The following is an 11,597-nucleotide window of genomic DNA, read 5'->3' as shown; positions in this document are numbered from 1 at the left end:
GCTGTTTGCCTCGACCGGCAAGGGCCGGGTGCTGACCAGCACGGACCAGGGCCGGACCTGGAGCAGCTTCGGCGCGTCGAACTCGTAAAGGAACACGCAATGATGGGCATGATGGACGGTACGGGTATGGGATGGATGATGGCGGGGATGGGCCTTGTCTGGCTCCTCATCGCCATCCTGCTTGTCCTCGGGATCGCGGCGCTGGTGAAGTACCTGCGCCGCTGAAATCGAGCCTAGCCGCAGGAACAGGGCGGCAGGCCTTCGACATAGTCGTGGGGGCCCTATTTCAGGAACGACAGCAACTGGAGAAACCCGATGAGAACCTTCCCGACACTGGCCTTGACGGGCCTTTTGACGCTTGCCGGCACGGCCGCCTTTGCCCAGGCACCATCACCAGCCTCTCCGGCCCCGCAACCTGCGCCAGCGGCTCCGATGCAGGGCATGGGGACGATGCAGCCCGGCGCCGGTCAGACGGCCCCGGGCGCCCAGGCTCCCTCGCAGCAGGGTGGGATGATGATGGGCGGCATGATGCAGGGTGGCTGTCCCATGATGCAGCGCAATGCGCAGATGGCATCCAACATGGAACAGATGCAAAGGCACATGGCTGAGATGACAGCCATGATGAAGCAGATGCAGGAGCAGATGAACCGGACGCGGTGATCTGCGTGTTTGCCGAGGAGCGGAGGCTGATGATGCTCCCGCTCCTCAACTGTCGAAGCTTCGGGTGCAGCTCAGCGCATCACTGGGCAATGTACAGGGGCCAGGATGAACCAGATATTGCCGACCGGCACCCGAGAGGCTGGCTCAGGTCAGGTGCTCGCAAAGGGATCCCACGCGCTGTGGCTAACAGCCTTTCGGCGCTACCTTATTGTGATCCTCCTGGGCAATCTTGCCTGGGAGTTCGCCCATATGCCGCTCTACACGATCTGGAACACCGGAACGTGGGGCGAGATTGCCTTCGCCGCCGTCCACTGCACCGGTGGTGACGTTCTCATCGCTCTGTCCTCCCTGGTTCTTGCACTCCTGCTGGTTGGGAACGGGGCCTGGCCGGTGGACCGGTTCCGCGCGGTGGCTGCCCTGACGATCATCTTCGGCGTTGCTTACACCACCTTCAGCGAGTGGGTTAACATCGTCATTCGCGCGGCGTGGGCCTATTCCGACCTGATGCCGGTCGTCACGGTGCTGGGATTCGACGTGGGACTGTCACCGCTCCTGCAATGGATTGTCATTCCACTCGCCGCCTTTGCCTGGGCCGGGCGGCTGCGGGATCCGGCAAACGGTCAGACCGGTGCACTTGCGAAATAGCGCTCTTACCCGGATCCTCGGCCGCTGGGCATGGCCCGCGGTCGGAGCCGCCGTCATCGTCCTCGCCGGGGCTGCTGTCTGGCTCGGCATGCAGGCGGCCGCAGACAGACGGGAGATAGCCCTGGGCCGGCAGCTTTATGCCTCATACTGCGCCGCCTGCCACGGGGCCGCCCTTGAGGGTCAGCCTGACTGGCAGACGCCGAAGGAGGACGGCCGCATGCCCGCTCCCCCGCATGATGAGAGCGGGCACACCTGGCATCATGGGGACCGCGAGCTCTTCCTGATCACAAAGAAGGGGATGGGAGCGGTCGTGCCAGGCTACGAAAGTGACATGCCGGCGTTCGAGGGGATCCTCAGCGATGCCGAAATCAGGGCGGTTCTGGCGTTCATCCGCAGCACATGGTCCGCCAGGGCTCGTGAGTACCAGGAAGAGCGCAGCAAGGCAGAGGCGGCCCGGCCGTGATCGAACCAGCCAGATCGGCGCCCGCAAGGAATTCACAGCGGCAAGGCCGGGCCGGCCCAGAATGCAGGAGACGGAGAGTGACACATGCCCGAGAGCAAGGACGTCGTGGTTCTGACAGGCGCAACCGGCTTCATCGGCAGTGCCCTGATCAAGCGGCTGGCCGACCGCTACACGGTGGTCGCCCTTGACCGCCCTGGTCCGCCGGACCCGCCCGCGCCGGCGCATGCCGTCGACTTCGACCTGAGCTCGGACGAGAAGATCGCCGCCGCTCTCGACGAAGTACGGCGGCGCTTTGGCAGCCGCATCGCCTCTGTCGTGCACCTGGCGGCCTACTACGACGTCTCGGGCGAGCCGAACCCGCTCTACGACAAGATCACGGTTCAGGGCACCCGCCGCCTCATCGACGGGTTCCAGGCGTTCGAGGTCGAGCAGTTCGTGTTCGCCAGCACGATGCTGGTCCACAGGCCTACCGACCAGCCGGACGAGATCATCAACGAGAACTCACCCATCGGGCCGTCCTGGGCGTATCCGGAGTCGAAGGTGCGCACGGAAGCCCTGCTGCGCGAGCGGCACGGCAGCATCCCGGTCGTGATGCTGCGCATTGCCGGTGTCTATGGCGACCTCGGCCACTCGCCGTTCGTCGCCGAGCAGGTGGCGCGTATCTATGAACACCGGCTCGTATCCCATTTCTATCCCGGCATGCTCTGCGCCGGGCAGTCCTTCGTCCACCTCGACGACCTCACCGAAGCCTTCGCACGGGTCATTGAACGACGGCGGGATCTCCCGCCCGAGTTGCCGCTCCTTATCGGCGAGCCCGAGGCGCTTGGGTACGCCGAGGTGCAGGACATCATCGGCGAGGCCATGCACGGCGAGGAGTGGACAACCTTCCGCATCCCGAAGTCCCTCGCCAAGGCGGGCACCTGGGTCCAGAACGAGGTGCTGGGCAACGATAAGTTCATCAAGCCCTGGATGGTCGAGCAGTCGAGCGACCATTACATCCTCGACATCGCGCGCGCGCGCCAGCTTCTCGGATGGGAGCCAAAGCACTCGCTGCGGGAAACGCTGCCGAAGATGGTGGCGGCTCTCAAGCGCGATCCCACCGGTTGGTACAAGGCCAACAAGCTCAATCAGGCGCTAGTCGCCTGGTACGGCCAGCGGCCATCACAGGGGCATGACAAGGCAGCCGCATCGGCGAAGACGCATGCCGCGCCCGATCATGGAATGATGGGGCACCACAGGGCTCCGGAGGCCAAAGGCTCGCCGAAGAAGGGCGATGATCAGGCCAGCCATGCCGGCCACATGGATCATGAGGCCATGATGGACCACGGGAGCATGATGGCCTCTGGCGGGCACGATCACACGGCCATGATGGACGAGGACGCCCGCCGCACCCGCTGGGCGCATTTCGCTAACATCGGTCTGGGGCTGTGGCTGGCCGCCAGCCCGCTCGTCTATGATGCCGTGACCACCGAGACCGTGGGCGAGGCCGTCCGGGCCGTGACGCAGGAGCGGGGGCTCCCATCCGTCGAGTGGCGGGCTGGGGCTCTCATGGTGAGCGACATCATCAGCGGCCTGCTGATTGCGGTGTTCGGCACCCTGTCGCTTTCAAAGTGCACCGCCTGGTTCGCGCAGTGGGCGAACACGGTTGTCGGCATTTGGCTCCTGTTCGCGCCGCTCCTGTTCTGGAGCCCCAGCGCCGCCCAGTTCCAGAACGATCTTCTTGTTGGCTCGCTGGTGATCGCCTTTGCTGTGCTCGTGCCCATGATGCCCGGCATGAGCATGGCAGGGATGATGGATCCTAAAGTGGTCCCGCCGGGCTGGACCTACTGCCCTTCGACCGCCGCACAGCGGCTGCCGATTGCAGCCTTAGGCCTAATCGGCCTTCTGATCTCGCGCATGCTCACGGCCTACCAACTCGGGCACGTGGATTATGCCTGGGAGCCGTTCTTCATGGGAAATCCCGCCGACCCCCGGAACGGGACCGAGGAGATCATCACATCTGACGTCTCAAAGGCCTGGCCCATCCCGGACGCCGGTCTCGGGGCGGTGAGCTACATGCTGGAGATCCTCATGGCGGTCATGGGCAGCCGCGCCCGCTGGCGGACCATGCCGTGGATGGTGACCTTCTTCGGCATCCTTGTGATCCCGCTTGGGGTCGTCAGCATCTATTTCATCATCATCCAGCCGATCCTGATCGGCACCTGGAGCACGCCGGCGCTCATTGCTGCACTCGCGATGCTGGTGATGATTCCGTTCGCGCTGGATGAGGTGATTGCGATGGGACAGTTCCTGTACTGGGCGCACCGCCAGGGCAAGCCGCTGATCCGCACGTTCTTAAAGGGCGATGCCGTGGAGGGCGGCCAGGAGGACAAGTCCGACAACCTGTCGAGCCCGGCTAAATTCTGGACCGACACGACGCGCGGCATCACCCTTCCGTGGGCGCTTGGTCTTGCCATCCTGATCGGGGCGTTCCTGATGCTGACGAGGCCCATTCTCGGCACGACGGGGGCCATGGCGAACAGCGATCACGTGGTCGGGGCCCTGACCATCGCGGTCGCAATCATCGCGACGGCGGAGGTCGCCCGTCCGCTCCGTTTCATCAATGTGCTGTTTGGTGCCTGGCTGGTGGTCGCGCCCTGGATGCTTGATGGGGCGTCAGGGTCAGCATCAGTCATCAGCGTGATCCTGGGGCTTGCGCTGATCGGATTGAGCCTGCCGCGTGGACGCCGCACGGCCGAGCACTACGCCAGTTGGGACCGGTACGTTTTCTGAGGAGAGCCGCTATGTCCAATGTTCCTGTTCGTCCTCTCCAGGGCCAGAAGGCGCTGGTCACCGGCGCCAGTTCCGGCATCGGGGCGGCCGTTGCCCGGGCATTTGCCGCCGCTGGGGCGGCGGTGGGGGTCAACTACCGCTCGCATCCCGAGAGGGCCGGGCAGATTGTCGAGGACATCCGCAGTGCGGGAGGTGAGGCGGTCGTCCTCAGGGCCGATGTGTCGAGCGAGGACGAGGTCCGGGCCATGTTCGACGAATTCGGCAGTGCCTTCGGCCGCACCGACATCCTGGTTGCGAACTCCGGTATCCAGCGGGATGCCGCCTTCACCGAGATGACGCTGGACCAGTGGCGCCGGGTCATTGACGTCAATCTGACGGGCCAGTTCCTGTGCGCCCGCGAGGCAGTGCGCCGGTTTCTGGCTCAAAGTCCAGACCCGTCGATCTCGCGCGCGGCCGGCAAGATCATCTGCATGTCGTCCGTGCACGAGGTCATCCCGTGGGCAGGGCACGTCAACTACGCCGCCTCGAAAGGTGGAGTGATGCTGATGATGAAAAGCCTCGCCCAGGAGGTGGCGCAAGCCGGTATCCGCGTGAACGGCATCGCGCCCGGTGCGATCAAGACACCGATCAACCGGGAGGCGTGGGAAACGCCCGAGGCCGAGCGCAAGCTCCTCAAACTGATTCCCTATGGGCGCGTCGGAGAACCGGAGGACATTGGAAAGGCGGCCGTGTGGCTCGCCTCCGATGCATCCGACTACGTTGTTGGCACCACCCTCTTCGTTGACGGTGGAATGACCCTCTACCCGGGCTTTCGGGAAAACGGCTAACCAAGTGCCGCCGCTGGCCCGCGATGAAAAACCAAGCCGGACCTCAACCGCGCAACCGGTCCTCGGGATAGCTTTGCAGGTTGACCTTGGTGCTCGTGCTCCCCTTGAGGAGCTGTTGGTTGGGGGGCGCAGTTGCTCATTCAGCGGCTGGTGGAAAAGGCCATCAGCGGGCGGGACCTTGTCGCACTCGACGACCTTTCCGCGCCCGTGCTCGCCCCGAAGCTCCGGCCGGCCTTCATGCAGTTCAGGGAAGCCTTCGACGATTGGAGGCAGACAGACGTTGAGCTGGTCGCGGAAGGCGAAACCGTCGTGGCGCGGTTTCGTTGTGAGGGCACCCAGAACGGGGACTGGCTTGGCACTCCCGCGACGGGACGGAAGATGAGGATCAATGATGGCCGCATCGCGCGCCTCTGGGGGCTGGAGGACACCTGGACCCGCAGACGCCAATTCTTGGGCGCGGATGCCCATCTGGGCGACCCCCTCGCTGAGCTGAGGCGAAAGCATAGACATTAGGCTGCACCGCCGCTCATGCCGGTTTGCGAAGACTTGAGGTTACGGCTCCAAGCAACGCTGTTGCCTTACCCTAGCTACGGCGAACGTCCAGTAATGGCACGCCTGAGACCTAAGCTCTGAGGCAGCAATCCTCACCGAACCGGACGTTCCGCACATGTGGGAAATCCCGGTTCCGGCCCACAACAGACATTACCAAAGGCTGTGGCTCATCGAAGTTGCGTTAAGTCAATCCGAAACCTTTGGGATGCGCGCGGTACGCAGCGGGAACTTGCCACGCACGCAAATCGTCTCGAAGCGGCCGAGCCGTATCAGGCCGTCTCGACGGCGAGTGGCGTAGAACATGGCCGGGTTGCTCCAGGTCATGAAGTAACAGAGACCGCCCGGATCATCTCGATGTCGGCAACGATCCCGTGCTTCGCACAGAAGTCCGGCAGACGGGATACCACCTGTACGGCTCGAGCCGCTGGCAATCCTCGGCGGCTTTCGCCTTGCGGGTCGATGCGCTCCGCCATCGGGCTGGTGCCCCTGATACGCTACCCTTGCCTTGCTCCTCGAGCCTGATCACCGCCCGCGTAGGACAATCTTACCCTTGCGACCAGGTTCGTTGTTGGCGCGCACAGCCTCGGCGATCCGATCGAGCGGAAAGGTGGCGTCGACCGGGAGCGTGAGCTTGCCATCGGCGGCCTCGGCGACGACCTCCTCGAGTAGGCCGCCGATCACGTCGGGCGCGAGGCCTGGCTTGGCGCCCCAGAAGCCCCGAATGGTGATCTGTTGGAAGATCGCGACAGACGGCTCTATGCGGATCGGCTCACCGCTCAGGGCACCGAAGATGACGATCTCGCCGCCGTCGGCCACCAGGCGTGCAAGTTGCGCAGGACCATCGCCGCCCACGGAGTCCAGGCCGGCGCGAACCGATCCATCGCCGACAAGATCGCGGGCGCGCGCTTCCCAGCCGGGCTGCTCGGTCGACACGACGTTGGTGATGCCGGCGGTGGCAAGTTCGGCGACCGCCGCGTCACGCCGAACAAGGCTGAGCACGTTGACGCCCTTTTCCGTGCCAAAGCGCGACAGAAGGCGTCCGACCGCGCCATTGGCACTGTTCTGCACGAGCCAGTCGCCGCGCTGAAGGCCAAGGTCGGCCAGCACCATCTTGGCGCTGAGCGGCATGGCAATGAGTTGGCAGGCGGTCTCATCGTCAATGCCATCGGGCACAGGGCGTGCGTGCCTTGCATCCACCAGGTAATAGTCGGCCCAGGTCTGCTGGCCGCCGCCGATCACGCGCTGCCCGACTTGGAGGTTCTCGACCCCGCTGCCGAGTTCCTCCACCACGCCGAGCGCCTCCGTGCCGCCGATCGCCGGCAGCGGCGGCTTGATGCCATACGTGCCAGCTACGGTCATCAGGTCATGATTGTGGATGGGGGACAGGATCATTCGGACCAGCGCCTGCCCCGGCCCGGGCGCCGGCCGCTCACGCTCGGCAAGGATCAACACCTCGGCCGGATCGCCGAACCGTTCGAATACAATGCTGCGCATGAGCAATCCCTTCTTCTGAAGAGGTTCTTCAATTAGGTTTGGTGATCCTGAGAGCAAGATTTGGCACCCCCCGATCGTTTGCCTTGTGGCTGCTTGAGCCTCAGGTCCGGACTTTGCCCGGTAACAGGCCGTAGGCTCTGAGGCGGCTCGATGGCGGGCCACCTCAGGCGGTCAGATCTCAACCTGTTCGGCAATCAGAAGGGCATCGTCGACATCAATGCCGAGACACCGAACGGTGCTCTCAATCTTGGTGTGACCCAGCAGGAGTTGGACGGCCCGGAGGTTGCCCGTTCTCCGGTAGATCATCGGGGCCTTGGTCCGCCGCAGGGAGTGAGAACCGTAGGCGAGGGGATCGAGACCGATCGCACGAAGCCAGGATGCCAGCAGGCGAGCGTACTGGCGCGTCGTCATGGGCCTCGCGCGATTGACGTGGCTCGGAAATAGGGGCTCGCCCTTGTGCAGGCTCTTCTTCTCCAGCCAGCGTCCCACAGCCTCCCGGGTTTGCTCTGTGATCTCGAACTGAACAGGCCGGCCGGTTTTTCGCTGCATGACCGTAGCTCTGGATCGCACCCGCCCATTGAGAGCCACGTCATCAACTCGGAGCGCAACAAGGTCACAGGCTCGCAGCTTGCTGTCGAGCGTCAGGTTGAACAGGGCTAAATCCCGAATGCGATGGGCAACCTGGAGCCTGACCCGAACGGACCAGATCTCTTTGGCTTTCAGAGGCGGCTTTGGTCCAATCAGCTTGCCTCGGTTCCAAGGGGAGTTGGTTCGGCAGGGATGGTCAGCGGTACAATCTTGCATTGCAGTGCTCCTGAAACGAAGCCCCCCTACAATGAACCTTGGCCGTTTGTGCCGATAGGAAACCCGCGCTGAGCATCCCTTCCAAACTCTTTGTCAGCTTAGCGAGGTAAGCTGGACGTTCGCTACTTTGCGTCGATCTCCTCCTCGTGACCCTGAGCAGACCTTCCGAATGTTCGCTTCGACACCGATGGACCGTCCCTGAGATCGGAGATGCTACCGACTATGAACCCGGTGTCTCACGGGTCGGATGACGGCGAGGCTGTGCATAGAGCAGCCGGCTCACCAAGGTGTTTCGCCGTTCGGCTCGACAAACCAACCGGAAGGCGCGTCTTCACCGAGCAGTGCATACGCGACCGGCAGTCGTGCCCCCTCTTCAGGCGTCATGAAACCGCTGTGCCCGGTCAGATCAGTCTTCACGAAGCCTGGGCTCACCGAATTCACGACGATCGAGGTGCCGCGCAGCTCTTGAGCCAGTTGCACGGTCAGCATGTTCAGTGCCGCCTTGGAGGCATTGTAGCCGATCAATCGCGCAGAGTAGTAAGGGGACGTCGGATCGCCATTGAGCGTCAGCGAGCCAAGAGAGCTGGACAGGTTGACGATCCGTGCCGCTGGCGATCGGCGCAGGAGTGGCAGCATCGACTGCGTCACCGCCATGGTGCCAACGAAGTTCGTGTCCATGATCCGGTGAACGGCCTCGGGGGAAGACGCGGTGGGAGGGCCGTCCGCCGCGTCGACGATACCTGCATTGTTGACCAGAATGTCGAGCCTGCCGTGCTCCACCCGGATCGTCTCCGCAGCCGCTGCGATGCTCACATGATCGTTGAGGTCGAGGTGCACGAATTGTGCTGGCAGCCCCTGAGTTGAGAGGTCCTCGACGGCCGCCTGGGCCCGTGCGGGATCACGGGCGCCGACGATGACGAAAACTCCAGCTTGCGCAAGCTGACGGGCGATCTCGAGCCCAATGCCCTTATTCGCGCCCGTGACGAGGGCGATGCGGTTGGTGTCAGCCATGAACGGCTCCTTCAGGTGTTGGGTTCCTGTGAGAACTCAAGATATGAAGGATGCTTCAGTTTGAGGATTCGCTTATGGCGTCGAACCCACCCGCCCATCTAAAACCCCGTAAAAAGCCGCGTCAGGCGCGAGCCACGGTGACAGTGGACGCCATTTTTGAGGCGACCATTCAGGTTTTGCTGGCTGATGGCCCGCAACGTCTCACAACCACACGGGTCGCTGAGCGGGCGGGTGTCTCTGTTGGTACCATGTATCAGTACTTCCCTCACAAGCATGCGCTGTTCTATGCTCTGAACGAGCACTACTTGGATGTTCTGGCCCAGAAGGTAGAGAGCGCTTGTCAGGCGCAACATGGTGCTTCGATCAACCGGATGATCGACGTGCTTGTGACGACCTACTGGAACGCCAAGACGGAACGGCCCGAAGTGACTCGCGCACTCTACCGGTCGGTTGTGGAGCTGGATAACGAGCCCTTGATCAAGGAATTCGCCCGCCGTTTGGATGCCGCAACCGCTGCGATGTTTGCCAGCGCATCCGATGCCGTCTTTGCCGATCTGCCGACCGTCAATCTGACGCTTCTGACTTCGATCTTCGGCACGGTACGCGGCGTGTTCGAGCGCAATCTGCCTGATCCTGAGGCCAGCGCCGTGCATAGGCACCTGGTCTTGATGTGCATCGCTTATCTCGAGGCGGTCAAGCTACCTCCGCGCAGAGCCGGCGGCTATGATCCTGCTCCGCGAGCATCGTCTCATTAAGCTCAGTTCTGGTTTGAAGGCGCAAAGGCTCTCTGTGCCGCCAAGACGTCTTCTCAATTTTCCTCCACCCAAGTCAGGATGACCCTAGCTGCGGCTCCAGTGAACGTCCAAGCGGAGAGATTTCATAGACCCAGATGGATCATACCTTCTAAGTCATCGTCTGCCTGCCAAGGTAATTCAGCCGCCCCACTCTTCGGATCGATCTCCTCCTCGTGACCTAAAAGGGAAGCAACGATCAGGCGTACGCAACCCAGCCGCGGAACGCGAAGCCCATGTAGAAAAGGCCGATCCCACTGAACTCAGCATCCCGCAGGAGTTGCTCGTCGTCCTCAGGCGCAAGGATCGGCAAGCGGGCACTGATCCCAGCTTGCGCATTCTTCGCCATAGAAGGCTCGATGCCGGAAGTGATCGCAAAGGCCGCATATCGAGCAAGCCAGAGGTCACGCTCGTTTGACGCTTGCGGGAAGCTGAAGTGGGCGACCACGAAGGGCGCACTGGGTCTCAAGCGGCGCCGAATCTCTTTGAGCGTTCGCAGGCGCTCCTCGCGCTCGATAAAGTGCAGGGTCAGAATGCAGGTCGCGGCATCGAACGGGCCTTCCGGCGCGCTGTCGATGAGCCCTTGGTGCAATTGCGTACGCCCCGAGAGGTTGCCGAGGGTCACCCGCGCGAGGTCCAGCATCGCAGCGGACGGATCTATCCCAACGAATGACCAGCCAGGCTGTGCCTCTGCGAACGCCTTGATTTCGAGGCCGCCACCCGCGCCGAGAACGAGCACTTGCGCGTTATCCGGAGCACGTTCGGCGAGGAGAATCATGGCCATGCGTTGCATGTCGGCGAAGCCCGGCACCATCCGTGGCGGCCCTTCAGTATAGCGTGCAACTGCCTGGGGATCAGAGAATGCTTCATGATGCATGGGTCTGGTCCTCAAATGCGCATTGATTGGCCCGCCGAGTAATGCGGGCGTGGAAGTCCGCGCTCAGCGCGGCCAGTGTGACCTCCCCAAACCGTTCGAGTAGCAGGATCTGCGCCTTGTCGAAGGCGTCGTTTATCGCCGCGTTCACCGACTGCTCCACGAGACAGCCCGGCGTTTCTGTTCGGTTCCCGATAGCGAAGATTTCGGGTGAGCCAATCGCTTCGTAGATGTCGCGGAGCGTCACCGTTGAAAGATCACGGGCGATCCTCCAGCCGCCGCCATGCCCTTTCTCGGACCGCACCAGACCCTCCTGGCGCAGTCCGGCCATGATGCGCCGAATGACGACAGGGTTGGTCCGCATCGCCTTGGCGAGGTGCTCCGATGTGACGGGAGCGTCCTCCTCGGCCATGTGGAGGAGGACGTGCAGGATGCCAGAGACGCGGCTGTCGCGGCTCATGTAACTCAAAATGTTGCATGATGTGCGGGGTGTCAACCCGGGAGGGCCTCCTCGCTTCCTCTCTCGTCACCGAGAGCCAGCTCTGAGCCGTCCGGCGGACCTTCCGCCACGCATCTGCACGACCGGAAGGGCGCCGTGAACAACAGGCGGCAACAGGTTGGTGCCTTGTTCGCAAACTGGTGGGAGTGAGTGTAGCAGCGCTAGGCTCAGGACTCGTTAATTGAGGTAGAAGGCCACTGAAGCA

Annotated in this window: 13 protein-coding genes and 1 pseudogene; 8 read left to right on the top strand and 6 right to left on the bottom strand. The window is 63.0% G+C overall.

Going from position 1 to position 11,597, the window contains the following annotated elements:
• The 7 genes from LG661_RS22875 to LG661_RS22845 form a co-directional block, all read left to right on the top strand.
• The coding region (locus LG661_RS22875; RefSeq protein WP_230534304.1) for a hypothetical protein at positions 1-225 on the top strand (225 nt) is incomplete at its 5' end.
• Between the two features lie 90 nt (positions 226-315).
• Positions 316-660 carry a hypothetical protein gene (locus tag LG661_RS22870; RefSeq protein WP_230534302.1) on the top strand — a complete coding sequence of 115 codons (345 nt, stop codon included), beginning with the start codon at positions 316-318 and terminating at the stop codon, positions 658-660.
• Between the two features lie 105 nt (positions 661-765).
• Entirely contained in the window at positions 766-1,305 is a 540-nt protein-coding gene (locus LG661_RS22865) for a hypothetical protein (RefSeq protein WP_230534301.1), read from the top strand.
• A complete protein-coding gene (locus LG661_RS22860; protein WP_407666813.1) occupies positions 1,289-1,768 on the top strand; it encodes a c-type cytochrome in 480 nt (159 codons plus the stop codon). The genes LG661_RS22865 and LG661_RS22860 overlap by 17 nt, the downstream gene beginning before the upstream one ends.
• Before the next feature lie 84 nt (positions 1,769-1,852).
• The gene (locus LG661_RS22855) at positions 1,853-4,540 is read left to right on the top strand and encodes an NAD-dependent epimerase/dehydratase family protein (RefSeq protein WP_230534300.1); all 2,688 of its coding nucleotides are present in this window, start codon (positions 1,853-1,855) and stop codon (positions 4,538-4,540) included.
• Positions 4,541-4,551: 11 nt separating this feature from the next.
• The gene (locus tag LG661_RS22850; protein ID WP_230534299.1) at positions 4,552-5,367 is read left to right on the top strand and encodes an SDR family oxidoreductase; all 816 of its coding nucleotides are present in this window, start codon (positions 4,552-4,554) and stop codon (positions 5,365-5,367) included.
• 132 nt (positions 5,368-5,499) lie between these two features.
• Positions 5,500-5,880: an ester cyclase gene (locus LG661_RS22845; RefSeq protein ID WP_230534298.1), complete on the top strand. Its 381-nt coding sequence runs from the start codon at positions 5,500-5,502 to the stop codon at positions 5,878-5,880.
• Positions 5,881-6,105: 225 nt separating this feature from the next.
• On the opposite strand, the pseudogene LG661_RS25290 reads toward LG661_RS22845, so the two are convergent.
• The 4 genes and pseudogenes from LG661_RS25290 to LG661_RS22830 all read right to left on the bottom strand — a co-directional run.
• Positions 6,106-6,270, bottom strand: a pseudogene (locus LG661_RS25290) (cyclophilin-like fold protein); the annotation flags it as partial.
• A 171-nt stretch (positions 6,271-6,441) separates the two neighbouring features.
• Complete coding sequence (locus tag LG661_RS22840; RefSeq protein ID WP_230534297.1) at positions 6,442-7,413, bottom strand: zinc-binding dehydrogenase; 972 nt, start codon at positions 7,411-7,413, stop codon at positions 6,442-6,444.
• Positions 7,414-7,584: 171 nt separating this feature from the next.
• Entirely contained in the window at positions 7,585-8,217 is a 633-nt protein-coding gene (locus LG661_RS22835; RefSeq protein WP_230534296.1) for a tyrosine-type recombinase/integrase, read from the bottom strand.
• 279 nt (positions 8,218-8,496) lie between these two features.
• Entirely contained in the window at positions 8,497-9,228 is a 732-nt protein-coding gene (locus LG661_RS22830; RefSeq protein WP_230534295.1) for an SDR family oxidoreductase, read from the bottom strand.
• 50 nt (positions 9,229-9,278) lie between these two features.
• Here LG661_RS22830 and LG661_RS22825 point away from each other — a divergent pair, with 50 nt between their 5' ends.
• Entirely contained in the window at positions 9,279-9,983 is a 705-nt protein-coding gene (locus tag LG661_RS22825) for a TetR/AcrR family transcriptional regulator (protein ID WP_230534294.1), read from the top strand.
• A 235-nt stretch (positions 9,984-10,218) separates the two neighbouring features.
• On the opposite strand, the gene LG661_RS22820 is transcribed toward LG661_RS22825, so the two are convergent.
• Both LG661_RS22820 and LG661_RS22815 read right to left on the bottom strand, forming a co-directional pair.
• On the bottom strand, positions 10,219-10,896 hold the full coding sequence (locus LG661_RS22820) for a class I SAM-dependent methyltransferase (protein WP_230534293.1): 678 nt from the start codon (positions 10,894-10,896) through the stop codon (positions 10,219-10,221).
• Complete coding sequence (locus LG661_RS22815; RefSeq protein ID WP_230534292.1) at positions 10,886-11,353, bottom strand: Rrf2 family transcriptional regulator; 468 nt, start codon at positions 11,351-11,353, stop codon at positions 10,886-10,888. The genes LG661_RS22820 and LG661_RS22815 overlap by 11 nt, the downstream gene beginning before the upstream one ends.
• Between the last annotated feature and the right edge of the window lie 244 nt (positions 11,354-11,597).

Source organism: Microvirga roseola (assembly GCF_020866965.1).
GTDB lineage: Bacteria > Pseudomonadota > Alphaproteobacteria > Rhizobiales > Beijerinckiaceae > Microvirga > Microvirga roseola.
The sequence above is the reverse complement of the archived record's forward strand: the minus strand, read 5'-3'. Positions and strand labels throughout refer to the sequence as shown.

Coding starts and splice junctions, on each gene's coding strand:
- LG661_RS22870 (WP_230534302.1), top strand. CDS start 316: ATGAGAACCTTCCCGACACTGGCCTTGACGGGCCTTTTGACGCTTGCC.
- LG661_RS22865 (WP_230534301.1), top strand. CDS start 766: ATGAACCAGATATTGCCGACCGGCACCCGAGAGGCTGGCTCAGGTCAG.
- LG661_RS22855 (WP_230534300.1), top strand. CDS start 1,853: ATGCCCGAGAGCAAGGACGTCGTGGTTCTGACAGGCGCAACCGGCTTC.
- LG661_RS22850 (WP_230534299.1), top strand. CDS start 4,552: ATGTCCAATGTTCCTGTTCGTCCTCTCCAGGGCCAGAAGGCGCTGGTC.
- LG661_RS22840 (WP_230534297.1), bottom strand. CDS start 7,413: ATGCGCAGCATTGTATTCGAACGGTTCGGCGATCCGGCCGAGGTGTTG.
- LG661_RS22835 (WP_230534296.1), bottom strand. CDS start 8,217: ATGCAAGATTGTACCGCTGACCATCCCTGCCGAACCAACTCCCCTTGG.
- LG661_RS22830 (WP_230534295.1), bottom strand. CDS start 9,228: ATGGCTGACACCAACCGCATCGCCCTCGTCACGGGCGCGAATAAGGGC.
- LG661_RS22825 (WP_230534294.1), top strand. CDS start 9,279: ATGCTTCAGTTTGAGGATTCGCTTATGGCGTCGAACCCACCCGCCCAT.
- LG661_RS22820 (WP_230534293.1), bottom strand. CDS start 10,896: ATGCATCATGAAGCATTCTCTGATCCCCAGGCAGTTGCACGCTATACT.
- LG661_RS22815 (WP_230534292.1), bottom strand. CDS start 11,353: ATGAGCCGCGACAGCCGCGTCTCTGGCATCCTGCACGTCCTCCTCCAC.